This is a genomic window from Saccharothrix variisporea, from assembly GCF_003634995.1.
GTDB lineage: Bacteria > Actinomycetota > Actinomycetes > Mycobacteriales > Pseudonocardiaceae > Actinosynnema > Actinosynnema variisporeum.
In genome coordinates this window covers 5,730,109-5,745,278 of record NZ_RBXR01000001.1, presented here as the reverse complement: position 1 = coordinate 5,745,278, position 15,170 = coordinate 5,730,109, and the positions used below count along the sequence as shown (strand labels likewise).

Annotated in this window: 13 protein-coding genes; 9 read left to right on the top strand and 4 right to left on the bottom strand. The window is 73.2% G+C overall.

The window, feature by feature from the left end; all coding sequences use genetic code 11:
* The first annotated feature begins 40 nt into the window (after nucleotides 1-40).
* Genes DFJ66_RS26130 through DFJ66_RS26120 form a run of 3 tightly spaced genes read left to right on the top strand, consistent with a single transcriptional unit; the run spans nucleotide 41 to nucleotide 2,987 of the window.
* A complete protein-coding gene (locus DFJ66_RS26130; protein ID WP_121224718.1) occupies nucleotides 41-1,270 on the top strand; it encodes an isochorismate synthase in 1,230 nt (409 codons plus the stop codon).
* Between the two features lie 44 nt (nucleotides 1,271-1,314).
* A complete protein-coding gene (locus DFJ66_RS26125) occupies nucleotides 1,315-1,863 on the top strand; it encodes an RNA polymerase sigma factor (protein WP_246029911.1) in 549 nt (182 codons plus the stop codon).
* The gene (locus DFJ66_RS26120) at nucleotides 1,863-2,987 is read left to right on the top strand and encodes a CU044_5270 family protein (protein WP_121224714.1); all 1,125 of its coding nucleotides are present in this window, start codon (nucleotides 1,863-1,865) and stop codon (nucleotides 2,985-2,987) included. The genes DFJ66_RS26125 and DFJ66_RS26120 overlap by 1 nt, the downstream gene beginning before the upstream one ends.
* A 56-nt stretch (nucleotides 2,988-3,043) precedes the next feature.
* Here DFJ66_RS26120 and DFJ66_RS26115 read toward each other — a convergent pair whose 3' ends face one another.
* Nucleotides 3,044-4,537: a M1 family metallopeptidase gene (locus DFJ66_RS26115; protein ID WP_121224711.1), complete on the bottom strand. Its 1,494-nt coding sequence runs from the start codon at nucleotides 4,535-4,537 to the stop codon at nucleotides 3,044-3,046.
* Between the two features lie 57 nt (nucleotides 4,538-4,594).
* Nucleotides 4,595-6,226: a 2-succinyl-5-enolpyruvyl-6-hydroxy-3-cyclohexene-1-carboxylic-acid synthase gene (gene menD, locus DFJ66_RS26110; RefSeq protein WP_121231770.1), complete on the bottom strand. Its 1,632-nt coding sequence runs from the start codon at nucleotides 6,224-6,226 to the stop codon at nucleotides 4,595-4,597.
* A 162-nt stretch (nucleotides 6,227-6,388) separates the two neighbouring features.
* Between menD and DFJ66_RS26105 the strand changes: the two genes are divergently transcribed.
* From DFJ66_RS26105 to DFJ66_RS26090, 4 genes are all read left to right on the top strand, one after another.
* Complete coding sequence (locus DFJ66_RS26105) at nucleotides 6,389-7,300, top strand: 1,4-dihydroxy-2-naphthoyl-CoA synthase (RefSeq protein ID WP_121224709.1); 912 nt, start codon at nucleotides 6,389-6,391, stop codon at nucleotides 7,298-7,300.
* 661 nt (nucleotides 7,301-7,961) lie between these two features.
* Nucleotides 7,962-8,999 (top strand): o-succinylbenzoate--CoA ligase, encoded by a 1,038-nt coding sequence (gene menE, locus DFJ66_RS45490; RefSeq protein ID WP_211351623.1) that lies wholly within the window; start codon nucleotides 7,962-7,964, stop codon nucleotides 8,997-8,999.
* Between the two features lie 131 nt (nucleotides 9,000-9,130).
* Nucleotides 9,131-10,339: a hypothetical protein gene (locus DFJ66_RS26095; RefSeq protein WP_121224707.1), complete on the top strand. Its 1,209-nt coding sequence runs from the start codon at nucleotides 9,131-9,133 to the stop codon at nucleotides 10,337-10,339.
* A gap of 54 nt (nucleotides 10,340-10,393) precedes the next feature.
* A complete protein-coding gene (locus DFJ66_RS26090) occupies nucleotides 10,394-11,266 on the top strand; it encodes a 1,4-dihydroxy-2-naphthoate polyprenyltransferase (RefSeq protein ID WP_121224705.1) in 873 nt (290 codons plus the stop codon).
* Between the two features lie 16 nt (nucleotides 11,267-11,282).
* Here DFJ66_RS26090 and DFJ66_RS26085 read toward each other — a convergent pair whose 3' ends face one another.
* Together DFJ66_RS26085 and cds1 are read right to left on the bottom strand one after the other, a co-directional pair.
* Nucleotides 11,283-11,678, bottom strand: coding sequence for a hypothetical protein (locus tag DFJ66_RS26085; protein WP_121224703.1), 396 nt, complete (start codon nucleotides 11,676-11,678; stop codon nucleotides 11,283-11,285).
* 94 nt (nucleotides 11,679-11,772) lie between these two features.
* Nucleotides 11,773-12,867, bottom strand: a complete 1,095-nt coding sequence (gene cds1 / locus DFJ66_RS26080) for an L-cysteine desulfhydrase Cds1 (protein ID WP_121224701.1) — start codon at nucleotides 12,865-12,867, stop codon at nucleotides 11,773-11,775.
* A gap of 23 nt (nucleotides 12,868-12,890) precedes the next feature.
* Between cds1 and DFJ66_RS26075 the strand changes: the two genes are divergently transcribed.
* Together DFJ66_RS26075 and DFJ66_RS26070 are read left to right on the top strand one after the other, a co-directional pair.
* Nucleotides 12,891-13,883 carry an ADP-ribosylglycohydrolase family protein gene (locus DFJ66_RS26075; protein ID WP_121224699.1) on the top strand — a complete coding sequence of 331 codons (993 nt, stop codon included), beginning with the start codon at nucleotides 12,891-12,893 and terminating at the stop codon, nucleotides 13,881-13,883.
* Between the two features lie 48 nt (nucleotides 13,884-13,931).
* Nucleotides 13,932-15,170, top strand: a complete 1,239-nt coding sequence (locus tag DFJ66_RS26070; protein ID WP_170199664.1) for an MFS transporter — start codon at nucleotides 13,932-13,934, stop codon at nucleotides 15,168-15,170.

Sequence of the window (15,170 nt, the reverse complement as noted above, 5' to 3'; positions counted from 1 at the left end):
GGACGCGGAATCTCAGCGATGAGTCCATACCCTCGACGCCGTGACCTCAGCTCCCGCCTCACGGACCCGACAGCGGTTGCGCGTCCACACCAGGCGCGTCACGGCCGGTGGACTGCTGGGCAGGCTGCCCGCGCCGACCGGTGCCCTGGCGTGGGTGCGGGACGGATCAGGCCTGGTCGGGTGGGGTGAGGCGGCCCGCGTGGAGGTGTCCGGGCCGGACCGCTTCGCCGCCGCCGACGCCTGGTGGCGCGACTTCACCGCGTCCCTGGACGTCGAGGACGAGCTGGGCGTGCCGGGCTCGGGACCGGTCGCGTTCGTGAGCATGGCGTTCGCCGACCGGCCGGGACGGTCCGTGCTGGTCGTGCCGGAGGTCGTCGTCGGCCGCCGCGGCGGTGAGACGTGGCTCACCACGGTCGGCGAGAGCGAGCCGCACCCCGTGCAGCCGGTCACCCGGCCGTCGACCGTGCGCTACGCGGACGGCGAGCTGTCCGTGACGGCGTACCGGGAGGCCGTGCGGGCGGCCGTGGCCCGGATGCGGGCCGGTGAGCTGGGCAAGGTCGTCCTGGCGCACGACCTGCTGGCGGTCGCCGACGCGCCCATCGACCACCGGTTCGTCCTCCAGGGCCTGGCCCGGCGCTACCCCGAGTGCTGGGTGTACGCGGTGGACGGCCTGGTCGGGGCCACCCCCGAGCTGCTGCTGCGCCGGTCCGGGCAGGTGGTCGACTCGCGGGTGCTCGCGGGCACCACGTGGCCGCACGACGGCATGTCCGACGACGAGCTGGAGGCCGCGCTGCTGTCGTCGGGCAAGAACCGCGAGGAGCACGAGTACGCGGTGGCCTCGCTGGCCGACACGCTGCGGCCGTTCTGCGCCACCATGTCGGTCGAGGGACCGTCCGTGCTGCGCCTGCCGAACGTGTCGCACCTGTCCAGCGACGTCATCGGCACCCTGAACGACTCGCCGTCCCTGCTGCGGCTCGGCGAGGCCCTGCACCCCACCGCAGCCGTGGGCGGCACACCCCGCGCGGACGCCATCGCGGTGATCGAGGAGCTCGAGGGCATGGACCGGGGCCGCTACGCCGGTCCCGTGGGCTGGATCGACGGCAACGGGGACGGCGAGCTGGGCATCGCGCTGCGCTGCGCCCAGGTCGAGGGCTCGACCGCGCGGTTGTTCGCCGGCTGCGGGCTGGTCGCCGAGTCCGACCCGGACTCCGAGGTCCGCGAGGCGCACGCCAAGATGCTGCCCTTCCGCGAAGCCCTCGAAGGCATGTGACCCACGTCACCGGGACGCCGGAGGGCGCTCCGGTCAACCGGTGTGTGACCACTGCACTGGAGAAACCGCCGGACCTGCGCGGTCCCGACGCGACCGCCGCGTTCGCCGAGCTGTTCGACGCGCACGCGCGGCAGCTGCGCGGCTACCTCGCGGGCCGGGTCGGCGAGTCCGCGGCCGACGACCTGGTGGCCGAGACGTTCCTGGTGGCGCTGCGCCGCAGGCACTCCTACGACCCGGACCGGGCCCCGGTCAAGGGCTGGCTGTACGGGATCGCCACCAACCTGGTCCGCGAGCACGTCCGGCGCGAGACCCGCGGCCACCGGGCGGGCCTGCGGTCCGTCGGCCGCCCCGAACCCGACCACGGTGCGTTCGTCGCCGACCGGGTGGACGCCGAACGAGCCTCCAAGGCCGTCGCCGCCGCCCTCCACGACCTGCGCGACGAAGACCGGGACGCGCTGCTGCTGACCTCCTGGGCCGGCCTCACGCCCGCCGAGGTCGCGGCGGCCCTGGGCGAACCCGCCAGCACCGTCCGCTCCCGGCTGCACCGCACCCGCGCCCGCCTCCAAGCCCTGCTCACCGACAAGGACCGCTGATGAGCGACCTCGACGACGTGCTCGACCAGATCAACCACCAGGCCCGCCACGCCACGACGCCCCTGGACGACGTCCGCGCCCGAGTCCTGGCCGCAGCCGCCCAGGAATCCCTCACCACCCCAGGCCGGACCGCCCCGTCCCGCACCGCCCTGCGCCGCCTCCGCTGGGCCGCGCCGGTCGCTGCTGCCGCCGCAGCCGTCCTGGTCACCACGCTGGTGGTGACCCGGCAGGCCCCGCCCACCAGCACCGACAGCGCCCTCACCGGCGACACCAGCGCCTCCTCCGCCCCCGCCGTGCAGCTGTTGTCCGCGCAGGAGGTCCTGAACAACGCCGCCGACGCCATCAAGACCGTCGACCCGCAGCTCGCCCCCGGCCAGTACCGGTTCATCCGCGAACACGCCTGGTACCAGCGGGGCGTGACGATGGGCGTGCCCGTCGACGCGCCCGACCAGACCGTGCGCGGCTACACGTGGCTCAAGGAAGTCGCCTACGAGAAGTGGATCCCGCAGGACCAGTCCCAGGACTGGCTGGAGCGGCGGTCCTGGCTGCCCGGTGTGAAGTGGCTCGGCGGCTCGGTCCCGCAGTCCGAGGCGCAGGAGCCGCAGGCCACCGACACCGACACCGGTGAGCGGCGCGGCAAGTGCGGCAACTTCTTCCCCGACGCCCAGCCCGCCAAGGTGTGCGGCGACCCGACCGACTGGGACAACCCCGCCTTCTACGAAGCCCTGCCGCGCGACCCCCGGGCGATCGTGGACTACCTGCGCGGCGCCACCGCCCACCGCGGCTCGACGCCGGCCGTGATGTTCCACTGGGGCGTGGAGATCCTCCGCTCCGGCCTGATGCCCGCCGACCTGCGAGCCGGCTGGTACCGGGCGCTGGCCCTGCTGGACGGCGTCAAGGTCTACGAGTCGGCGGTCACGCTCGACGGCCGCACGGGTGTCGCCATCGGCATCGAGGACGAGAACGAGCGCCGCGACCTGATCGTGGACCCGGCCACCGGCGAGTTCATCGGCGAGCGCACGGTCGCCGGCCCGCGGCCCCACTACTCGTGGATCGCGCCCGGCACGGTGACCGGCTACAGCTCCATCACCACCGAGGTCGTGGACGGGATCGGCCGGAACTGACCGGAAAACGGCCCCCGCCTCACGTCGAGGTGGGGGCCGCTCCCGTGTTCAGGCACTCAGTGCTGGTGCGCGTCCAGCAGCTCGTGCGTCTCGCGGATCTTCTGGAACGACTTCGGCTCCGCCACCGCGGCCCGCGTGGCGAACGTGGCCGCGCCCGGCGCCGCCGCCGGCTTGCCCGGGGTGAACAGCCAGGTCTGGAACAGCTCGTCCAGCTGCTGGCCGGACACCGACTCGGCCAGCGCGATGAACTCCTCGATCGTGGCGTCGCTGTACTTCTTCTCCTGCGCCCAGCGCTTCAGGATCGTGAAGAACGCGTCGTCACCCACGGCCACGCGCAGCGCGTGCAGGGTCAGCGCACCACGGTCGTAGACGGCGCCGTGGAACAGGTCCGCCGTGCCCGGGTCACCGGGCAGGACCTGCCAGAAGTCGCTGTCGGCCGGGTACAGGTCGTAGAGGTACTGGGCGTTCTCCTGCGCCGTGCCCTCGCCCACGTGCTCCGACCACAGGAACTCGGCGTAGCTGGCGAAGCCCTCGTTCAGCCAGATGTCCCGCCAGCGGTGCACCGACACCGAGTCGCCGTACCACTGGTGCGCGACCTCGTGCGCCACGACGTAGGTGTTCGCGCCCCGGCGGAAGAAGCCCGGGTCGTAGGTGGACCGGGTCTGGTTCTCCAGCGCGAACCCGATGCCCGGGGCGACCACGCCGCCCTGCGCCTCGAACGGGTACGGGCCGAAGTTCTCCTCCAGGAACTCGGTGATCTCCGGCGTGCGCTCGACGCTGGCCTTCGCGGGCAGGTCGTTCTCGCCCAGGTTCAGCGAGTACGCGTTGACCACGGGCTGGCCGTTGGGCGCGGTGGACTGGCGCACCTCGAACTGGCCGATCGCGAGGAACGCCAGGTAGCTGGCCTGCGGCTTCGCGCTCCTCCAGCGCCACCGGGTCCAGCCGTTGATCTGCTTGGCGGTGCCGTTGAACGTCCCGTTCGAGATGACCTCGACGCCGTCCGGCACGGCCACCGACACGTCGTAGGTCGCCTTGTCGGTCGGGTGGTTGTTGTTCGGGAACCACCACTGCGCGATGTCCGGCTCGTCGATGGCCAGCGCGCCGTCCGGGGTGCGCTTCCACGACTTGTAGCCGTCGACGTCGTAGTTGGAGGGCACGTCGGAGTACGTGACGACGATGGTCACGTCGCTGCCCTTGCGGAGGTTCTGCTTCGGGTCGACGACCAGCTCGCCGCCCGCCTGCGTGAAGCCGGCGACGCGGTTGTTCACCCGGATCGAGCTGACCTTGAGCAGGAAGTCCAGGTTGAACCGGCTCAGGTCCTGGGTGGTCTTGGCGAGGATGGTCGTCGTGCCCGAGAGGTTGTCGGTGGCCGGCTGGTAGTTGAGCCGGATGTCGTAGTGGGAGACGTCGTACCCGCCGTTGCCCGCATTCGGGTAGTACGGGTCGCCGATGCCCGGCGCGCCGGGTTCCGCGGCGGACGCGGTCCCGGCGAACAGCAGCAGTGAAGCCGCGGTGGCGGTGCCTAGCGTGAGCTTCGCTCTGAGGGACATGCGGGCGAAGCTAGCTTTCCGGCAAGGGCTCTTGTACCCCCGTCCGTAGGTTCCTGGCTAATGAAATGCGGTTGACACGGCGGCCTTCAGGCGGGCATGCAGAGCACGCAATTCCGTGCGTTTCGCCCGGATTTCCACCACGCGCATTCCCTCGGGCGTGGTCAGCGCTTGTCTCAATTGGTCGGCGGTGTCCACGCGGGTGTGCGGGACGCCGTGCGCCGCGCACAGGTGGGCCAGGTCGGCGCCGTGCGGTGTGCCGAAGACCCGTTCGAAGGTGGCCGCGTGCTTGGGCGCGCCCTGTTCGAGCAGGGTGAAGATGCCGCCGCCGTCGTCGTTGAGGACGACCACGGTCAGGTCGGGGCGGGGTTCGCCGGGGCCGATCAGGAGGCCGTTGGTGTCGTGCAGGAACGTCAGGTCGCCGATGAGGGCGAAGGTCGGGCCCGCCGTGAGCGCGAGTCCGGCGGCGGTGGAGACGCTCCCGTCGATGCCTGCGACACCGCGGTTGGCGTGCACGCGGACGTCCGGGCGGGGCGTGGCGACCAGGTCGACGTCGCGGACCGGGTTGGACGAGCCGAGGAACAGGTGGGTGTGCGGCGGGAGGGCGTCCAGGAGGTCGCGGGCCACGTGGAGGCCGGTGGGCCAGGGTTCGTTGCCGAGCAGTTCGTCCACGGCCGCGGCGGCGGCCTTGTCGGCGTGGCGCCAGGCGGCCTGCCAGGTGTGGTCCACCTCGTGCTCGCCCAGGACCAGGTCCGTGGAGGTGTGGGTGGCGGCGAACTGGGGGTCCGGCCAGTCCGGGGTGTCGGACAGGACGTGCACGGTGGGGGTGGCGGCGAGCAGGCGCATCACGCCCCGGGACAGGGTGGGGCGGCCGACGACGACCAGGGCGTCCGGGGTGAGTTCGGGGGGCAGGGCGCCGGCGTTGAGGATCAGGGAGCCGTGGCGGAGCGCCTGGTGGCTGGTCCCGGTGGGTTCCGCCACGACCGGCCAGCCGGCGCGTTCGGCCAGGTCGTCGAGGTCGTGGTCGGTGTCGCCGACGACCACCAGGGTGCGCGGGCCGAGGTGGTCGGCGGCGTGGACCGAGGTCGTGGTGCGCGGGTCGGCGCGGGTCCAGGGCATGTCGAACGGGCGGCCGTCGAGGGGTTCGGGCCAGTCGTCCTCCCCGTCCGGGACCAGGGGCTCGCGGAAGGGGACGTTGAGGTGGACCGGGCCGGTCTCGCGGGCGGTGGCGACGGCGCGGCAGACCAGGGAGCGCCACAGGCCGTTCTGGCCCGTGCGGCGTTCGGCGATGGGGAACTGGAGGGTGTCCACGCCGAGGATGCCGTGCTGGTCGACGGTCTGGCTGGCGCCGGTGCGGTAGAGCTCGACCGGGCGGTCGGCCGTGAGGGCGATGACCGGGACGTTCGCGTGCTTCGCCTCCAGGACCGCCGGGTGGAGGTTGGCCACGGCGGTGCCGGACGTGCAGGTCACGGCGGTGACCTGGCCGCTGCCCTTGGCCAGGCCCAGGGCGAGGAAGCCCGCGCTGCGCTCGTCGATGCGGACGTGCAGGGTGATCCGTCGCTCCGCGGCGGCCTCGGCGAGGGCGATGGAGAGCGGCGCGTTGCGGGAGCCGGGGCTCAGCACGACGTGCCGGACGTCGTTGCGGATCAGCTCGTCGACGAGCACCCGGGCCTGCGCGGTGGACGGATTCACCTGCACATTGTCGCCCACCGCTCGATCAGGTGATTCCCCTTGCCGAATCGAACAGGTGTTCGAACAATGGACTCATGAGCACCGCACCGGACCGACACGCCGCAGTCCCCACCCACCAACCTGGGCCGCTCCCGGCTTCCGCGCGGGCATATTGTCCTCCGCGTGGCAGACCAGGACGTTTCCGAGATCTTCGACCCGACCCGCTGGAAGCCGGTCGAAGGCTTCGACTTCACCGACATCACCTACCACCGCGCGGTGGACCAGGGAACGGTGCGCATCGCGTTCGACCGCCCCGAGGTGCGCAACGCGTTCCGCCCGCACACGGTCGACGAGCTGTACCGCGCGCTGGACCACGCCCGGATGAGCTCGGACGTGGGCTGCGTCCTGCTCACGGGCAACGGCCCCTCGCCGCGCGACGGGGGGTGGGCCTTCTGCTCGGGCGGTGACCAGCGCATCCGCGGGCGCAGCGGCTACCAGTACGCGTCGGGTGAGACGGCCGACACCGTCGACCCCGCACGCGCGGGCAGGCTGCACATCCTGGAGTGCCAGCGGCTGATCCGGTTCATGCCGAAGGTCGTGATCGCGGTCGTGCCGGGCTGGGCGGCCGGGGGCGGGCACAGCCTGCACGTGGTGTGCGACCTGACGCTGGCCAGCGAGGAGCACGCGCGCTTCAAGCAGACCGACGCCGACGTCGGCAGTTTCGACGGCGGTTACGGCTCGGCGTACCTGGCACGTCAGGTGGGCCAGAAGTTCGCGCGCGAGATCTTCTTCCTGGGCCGGACGTATTCGGCGGCGGAAATGCACGCGATGGGCGCGGTGAACGCGGTCGTGCCGCACGCGGAGTTGGAGAACACCGCCCTGGAATGGGCGAAGGAGATCAACGGCAAATCCCCGACCGCCCAGCGGATGCTGAAGTACGCCTTCAACCTCATCGACGACGGCCTGGTGGGCCAGCAGTTGTTCGCCGGCGAAACAACCCGCTTGGCGTACATGACCGACGAGGCAGTCGAGGGCCGCGACGCGTTCCTGGAAAAACGCACCCCGGACTGGTCCGCCTACCCCTACTACTACTGACCCACCCATGACCACGCCCCCGCCTCCCGCCACGCCACCCACCCCACCGACCCCTGCCACACCGACCCCCGCCACCCCGCCTCCCGCCACCCCGCACGCTGACGCGCCGACCCCGACCGGACCGACCCCGGCAACGCCACCCCCGGCCGCGCCGATGCTGGACACCCTCCGCGAAGCCCTCGCACCGGCGCTTCCCAGCCCCGCCCCGGGCCGACCGGCAACCGACCACCCGGCCGGCTCGAGCGGCTTGGGCGGCCCGGCGATCCCAGGCGACTCGGCCGGCCCGGCGGTCCCGGGCGGCCCAGCCGGCTCGGCGGTCCCGGGCGGCCCAGCCGGCTCGGCGGTCTCGGGCGGCCCGGCGATCTCGGGCGGCCCGGCTGGCTCGGCGGTCTCCGGCGGCTCGGCGGTCTCCGGCGGCTCGGCGGTCTCCGGCGGCTCGGCGGTCTCCGGCGGCTCGGCGGTCTCCGGCGGCTCGGCGGTCTCCGGCGGCTCGGCCGGCCCGGCGGTCCCGGGCGGCCCGGCCGGCCCGGCGGTCTCGGGCGGCCTGGCGGTCTCGGGCGGCCCGGCGGTCTCGGGCGACCCGGCGATCCCGGCCGACCCGGCGGTCTCGGGTGGCTCGGCAGCGGCCGCGGGGGGTTCGGGGGGCTCGGGTGGGCGGGTGGTGGTGGCCGGGCTGCCCGGGGGGCGGGAGTTGGGGCGGCTCGTCGGGTGGGAGCGGCGGGCGGCGTTGGCGGTGAGCACCTCGGGCTCCACCGGGGCCGCCAAGGTCGTGTTGCTGTCGGCTGAGGCGCTCGTCGCGTCGGCCGAGCTCACCCACGCACGCCTCGGCGGCCCCGGGACGTGGTTGCTCGCCCTGCCGACCACGCACATCGCGGGCGTCCAGGTGCTGGTCCGCTCGATCGTCGCGGGACGGGAGCCCGGCGTGATGGACCTCGCGGCGGGCTTCCGCGCGTCCGGGTTCGCCGCCGCCGCCCGGCCGCTCCTGGCCACCCCCGGCCCGCACTACACGGCCCTCGTCCCCACCCAGCTCGCCCGCCTGGTCGCCACCGAAGGCCCCGGGCTGGCGGCCATCCGGGAGTTCGACGCCGTCCTCATCGGCGGCGCCGCCACGCCGCCCTCGCTGCTGGACCGCGCCCGCCGGGCCGGCGTCAACGTCGTCACCACCTACGGCATGAGCGAGACGGCCGGCGGCTGCGTCTACGACGGCCACCCGCTCGACGGCGTCCGGGTCCGGCTCGTGGACCAGCGCGTCGAGATCGCCGGACCGACCCTCGCCCTCGGCTACCAGGGCGGGGAACCCTTCGGCGAGTGGTTCACCACCGGGGACCTCGGGCGGATCACCGCCGGCGGCACGTTGGAGATCATCGGGCGGGCCGACGACGTGATCATCAGCGGTGGGGAGAACGTGTCACCCCACGAGGTCGAACGGGTGCTCGCCGGGCAGCCCGGGGTGCACGAGGTGTGCGTGGTGGGGGTGCCGGACCCCGAGTGGGGGCAGGCGGTGGTGGCCGCCGTCGTCGCCGAGGACCCCGACGCCCCGCCCGACCCGGACGCGTTGCGCCAAGCGGTGCACGACCGCGTCGGCCGGTTCGCCATGCCGAAGCGGGTCGTCTTCCTCGCGGAACTGCCGACCCGGGGACCTGGGAAGGTCGATCGCGCAGCGGTCGCCCGCGCCGTGGTCGCTCGCTCGTTCGGGTGAGTTTTTCCCACGGCAATCTTCTTGTTGGTTGACAACTAACACCGGCACGCGCTTGGCTCAGCTCCAGAACCGTGACGGGTGGCCCCTGTAGCGGTCCCTCCGCTCCACCTGTCCGGGCGAGGAGTGCTGCGATGACGAGGCGCTACCTGTTACCACTCGCCGTGACGACCATGACCGCCGTGCTGACCGCGGGCCTGGCCGGAGCACCCACCGCGACGGGCGCACCCGCGACCGGGGCGTCGTGGCGGGCCGACCTGTCCATTGTGGACGATGACGACAGCGGTGTCACCTCGGACGGCGGCACGGTCCGGCTCGACCGCGCCGCGCCCACCCCGGCCAGCGCGCGGGCCGCCGTGCGCACCGGGTTCCTCCAGCTCGCACCCCACCAGCTCGACACACCCGCCAACACCGTCGCCGCCGCGGTCAGAAGCACGGTGCCCAACGGCGCCGAGGTCGCGGTGGACGTGCGCGGCGCGGTCGGGGACGACCAGTGGACCGAGTGGGTCGAGGCCCGGCCGGACGCCCCCGCCGTCCTGCCGACCGCCACGACCACCGTCCAGGTCCGCCTGGCCCTCACCGCCGAGAAGCAGAGCCCGGAGGTCCGCGAGCTGACCCTCACGGCGTCCACGACGAAGACCTTCACCACGCAGGCGGCGGGCCTGTCCTACCGGATCTACGCCACCCGCGAGGGCCTGGTCGGCGGCACCACCGCGAACGGCCACGTGATCAAATCCCGCGACCACTTCGTCGCCCTGCCCTCCCGCCGGGGCCTGGCCGCGAACAACTCGGGCACCTACAGCGTCCGCGTGTGCGCGTCCAACGGCCGCTGCGAGTGGGCCCCGGTGTGGGACGTCGGCCCGTGGAACACCAAGGACGACTACTGGAACCCGTCGAGCACCCGCGAGATGTGGAAGGACCTGCCGCAGGGCAAGCCCGAGGCCCAGGCCGCGTACCAGGACGGCTACAACGGCGGCAAGGACCAGTTCGGCCGCACCGTCGCCAACCCGGCGGGCATCGACCTGGCCGACGGCACCTTCTGGGACGGCCTCCAGCTCGCGGACAACTCCTGGGTCACCGTCACCTACCAGTGGACCGGCTCCGGCCCGGCGGGCTACGTGCGCACCGCGGGCGACCCGCTCAACGTCCGCAGCGGCGCCACGTCCACCGCGACCCAGGTCGGCTTGGCCGCGAACTACGCGATGGTGCGCGTCGAGTGCCAGGTGACCGGCCAGTCGGTCACGGGCTCGCAGGGCACGTCGAGCATCTGGTACCGGATCGCGTCGGGCAAGTACGTCGCCAAGGCGTACGTCTCGGGCGTGTCCGGCGCCACAACCTGCTGACGACCCGCTGACCCGGCAACGGGTCCCCTGGATCCATCACGGAGGATGGGCGGCATGGCCACAGTCGCCCAGTGGATCTCGGGGACCCGTCCCCGCACCCTGCCGAACTCCATCGCGCCCGTCCTGGTGGGCGCGGGCGCAGCGCACCACATCGACGGGTTCGACCCGACGTTCGCGGTGCTCGCCCTGGTCGTCGCCGTCGCCCTGCAGATCGGCGTGAACTACGCGAACGACTACTCCGACGGCATCCGCGGCACCGACGCCCACCGGGTCGGGCCGTTCCGCCTGGTCGGCTCCGGTGCCGCGAATCCCGGATCGGTGCGCACGGCGGCGTTCGCGGCGCTCGGCGTCGCCGCCGTTGCGGGTCTGGTGCTGGTCGTGCTCAGCGGCCGGTGGTGGATGGTCGCGTTCGGCGCGGTGTGCATCGCGGCGGCGTGGTTCTACACCGGCGGGCGCAAGCCGTACGGGTACTCGGGGCTCGGCGAGCTGGCCGTCTTCCTGTTCTTCGGCCCCGCGGCGGTGCTGGGCACCCTGTACGTGCAGACCGGGGAGATCACCGGGATCGGCATCGGCGGCGCGGTCGCGATGGGCTCGTTCTCGACCGGTGTGATGATCGCGAACAGCCTCCGCGACATCCCGACCGACCTCCAGGCGGGCAAGCGCACGCTGGCGACCACCCTGGGCGACAAGGACTCCCGCCGCCTCTACCTGGCCCTGGTCGCCATCCCGTTCGTGATCACGCTGGCCATCGGCCTGCGCGTCCCGCTCGCCCTGCTGGGCCTGCTCGCCCTGCCCGTGGTCTTCCTGGGCGCACGGCGGGTGGCGAAGGGCGCGAAGGGCCGCGACCTGATCCCGGTCCTCCAGACCACCGGCCTGGCGATGCTCGCGTGGGGCGTGATCACGACGATCACGCTCGTGCTGGACTGAGCCGGTCTCCCGGGCGCTACCAGGCGTCCTCGGTGAACGAGCCGGGGAGTTCGTCGTCGTCGCGCGGCCGGGGCTTGGGGGGTTCGACCCGGACCTCCTCGCCCCGGCACAGGGCGGACAGGCGTTCGCGGTCGGCTTCCAGGGCCGCCCGCACGCCCCGGTCGTGCGCCGCCTCGCCCATGAGGACCTGGCGCCAGCTCAGGTGGCCGCCGGCGATGCGGCGTTGCAGCGCCTGGAGCTCCGGTGACGCCTCGTTCGACTTGGCGAAGGCCATGACCCTCCGCACGTCCTCCGCCGAGGGTTCGCGGGCCGGGTAGCGCAGCTTCGCGGCCTCGCGCATCGCCTGGTCGGCGGCGGCGACGGAGCGGGCCAGCACCTCCTCGGCCGCCATCACCTCAGCGGTCCGCCACATGCCCACGGTGAACCCCTTCCCGACTTGCCGATCCACGCTGCGACGCACGGCGCCCGGCCCGCGTTCCCCGCGGGGCCAACTTTTCCCCCACCGCCTAGACCGACCACGTCCCGGTCGAGCGGAACCGGGTCAGCGTCGCCAGGTGCGGGGCCAGGTCCAGGCCCTGGGCCGCGACCCACTCGTCGTCGTAGTAGGTGTTGGCGTACCGCTCGCCGCCGTCGCACAGCAGGGTGACCACGCTGCCGCGCAGGCGCGAGGCGCGCATCTCGGCGATGAGCTGGAACGCGCCCCACAGGTTCGTGCCGGTCGACCCGCCGACCCGCCGCCCGAGGACCTCCTCGACGTGCCGGATGGTCGCGATGGACGCCGCGTCGGGCACCTTGACCATCCGGTCGATGACCTGGCCGACGAACGACGGCTCGACCCGCGGCCGGCCGATGCCCTCGATGCGCGACCCGCGGCAGCCGACCAGGGCGGGGTCGCTGTCGCGCCAGGCGTCGAAGAACACCGAGTGCTCGGGGTCCACGACGGCCAGCCGGGTGCGCAGCTTCTTGTAGTGGATGTACCGGCCGATGGTGGCGCTGGTGCCGCCGGTGCCCGCGCCGACCACGACCCACTCGGGTTCGGGCGCGGCCTCCAGGGACATCTGCTGGAAGATCGACTCGGCGATGTTGTTGTTGCCGCGCCAGTCCGTGGCCCGTTCGGCGTGGGTGAACTGGTCCATGAAGTGCCCGCCCAGTTCGGCCGCGAGCCGGCGGGACTCGTCGTAGATGGCGCCGGGCTCGTCCACGAAGTGGCACTGGCCGCCCTGCCGCTCGATCAGCGCCACCTTCTCCTTGCTGGTGGAGCGGGGCATGACGGCGATGAACGGCAGCCCGAGCAGGCGTGCGAAGTACGCCTCGGACACGGCCGTGGACCCGGAGGACGCCTCGATGACCGGGGTGCCGCCGACGACCCAGCCGTTGCAGATGGCGTAGAGGAACAGCGACCGGGCGAGGCGGTGCTTGAGCGAGCCGGTGGGGTGGGTCGACTCGTCCTTGAGGTAGAGGTCGATGCCCCATTCGAGTGGAAGGGGGAAGTGCAGCAGGTGCGTGTCGGCGCTGCGGTTGGCGTCGGCCTCGATGATCGAGACGGCCTCGCACACCCATTCCCGGGTACGGGAGCTGCATCGGTCTACGGAAGTGGTCACGCCGGCACGATAACTTCTGCGCCGTGACCTCACGTGGGAGCCGGACGCTGCGGGCCTGCCTGCTCGCCGGCGGTGTGGGCGACGCCCTGGGCGCCGCGATCGAGTTCGACCGGATCGACCGCGTCCGCGGCCGGTTCGGTCCGTCGGGCCTGACCGACTACGCGCCCGCCTACGGACGGCTGGGCGCGATCACGGACGACACCCAGATGACCCTGTTCACCCTCGAGGGCCTGGTCCTGGCGCGGAGGCGGGGCAGCGATCCCGTGCACGAGGTGCACCTCGCGTACGAGCGGTGGCTGCGCACCCAGGGCGGTCCGGAGGTGGCGCACGACGGGTGGCTGCTGGACGTCCCCGCCCTGCACGACCTGCGCGCACCCGGCAACACGTGCCTGACGGCGCTGCGGTCGGGCCGGCTGGGCACGGTCGAGTCGCCGATCAACGACTCGAAGGGCTGCGGCGCGGTGATGCGCGCGGCCCCGGTCGGCTGGTGGTCCGACGACGTGCGCGAGGTGTTCACCCTGGCCACGGCGACCGGCGCGCTCACCCACGGCCACCCCAGCGGCTACCTGTCGGCGGGAGTGCTCGCGGTCCTGGTGCAGCGACTGCGCCTGGGTGCGACCCTGCCGGAGGCGGTGGAGGTGGCGCGCGACGAGCTGGCCCGGTGGGAGGGTCACGAGGAACAACTGGCCCTGCTCGACCTGGCCGTGGAGCTGGGCGAACGCGGGGTGCGCCCGACCCCGGAACTGATCGAGACGGCCCTGGGCGGCGGCTGGGTCGGCGAGGAGGCCCTGGCGATCGGCCTGCTGACGGCACTGACGGCCCGGTCCCTGGCGGACGGCCTGCTGCTCGCGGTCAACCACTCCGGCGACAGCGACTCGACCGGCGCGATCTGCGGCAACCTGCTCGGCACCCGCGACGGCGAGGACTCGATCCCGGCGCACTGGCGGGCGGACCTGGAGCTGGCGGACGTGATCGGGCGCCTGGCCGACGAGGCGGCAGACCTGTTCGACCGCTGACGGCGCTCAGACGCTCGAATTGTCGGTGCGCGCCGGCACTTTCGTGCGGTGACCCCACTGCTGCGCGACCCGTCGTTCCGCCGCTACTTCATCGCCCGGACCTCGTCCCACCTCGGTGACGGCCTGATCTCCATCGCGCTGCTGTTCGGCGCGTTGCGGCTCGGGGCGTCGCCGACCGAGGTCGGGCTGGTGCTGCTCGCCGGTCGCTTGCCGGTCGTCGTGCTCACGATCGCCGGTGGGCTGGCTGGTGACCTCATCTCGCGCCGGGCGGTCATGGTCGCCGCCGATGTCGTCCGCTGTGCCGCACAGGCGCTGACGGCACTCCTCCTGATCACCGGGACCGCGGCCCTGTGGCACTTGGCCGTGGTGCAGGCGGTGGCGGGGGCGGCGACCGCGTTCTTCGCGCCCGCCGCGGCGGGCCTGGTCGCCGACGTGGTGCCCGAGGCGCGGCGCGGCCAGGCCAACGCCCTGGTGAACGCGTCCCAGCACGCCGCGACGCTCGTCGGCCCGGTGGTGTCGGCGGCGCTGGTGGCCACCGTCGGCGCGGGCGTGTCCTTCGCGGTCGACGCGGCCACGTTCGCCGTCAGCGCCTTCGCGCTGGTCACGCTGCGCGTGCCGGACAAGCCGCTGCCGGCCCGACCGGCGCTGCTCGACGCCTTGCGGCACGGGTGGCGGGACTTCCGCGCCCGCCCCTGGTTGCAGGCCACCACGGTGCAGGTCGCCGTGATCAACGGTGTCTGCATCTCCCCGTTCCTGGTCCTCGGACCGATCATCGCCGACGAACACCTGGGCGGTCCGCTGGCGTGGGCGCTCATCGGCAACGGCTATGCCGTCGGCGCGCTGCTGGGCAGCGCCCTCGCCCTGCGGTGGCGGCCGCAGTATCCGCTGCGGGTCGCTGTCACGATCCCCGTGGCCCTGGCTCCGCTGTTGGTGCTGCTCGCGGCCGGTGCGCCGGTGCCGGTGCTCGCTGCCGCCGCGGTCCCCGCCGGGGTGCAGTCCGCGCTCTACGCGGTGTTCACCGACACGGCCCGGTTGGTGCACGTGCCCGCCGACCTCGTCGCGCGAGCCACCGGTTTCTCCACCGTCGTCGGTCTGGCCGCTGCACCCGTGGGCATGGCGCTGGCCGGGCCCGTGGCCGAGCGCGTCGGCACCAGCAGCGTGCTCGTCGCCGGCGCGGTGGTGGCCGTGGTGGGTGTGCCGGTGGCGCTCGCCGTGCGCTCGGTGCGGTGGCTGCCCGCCGTAGCCGGGTCGGTGACCGTTGAGCGGCAGGGGGTAGCGGAACCCTAA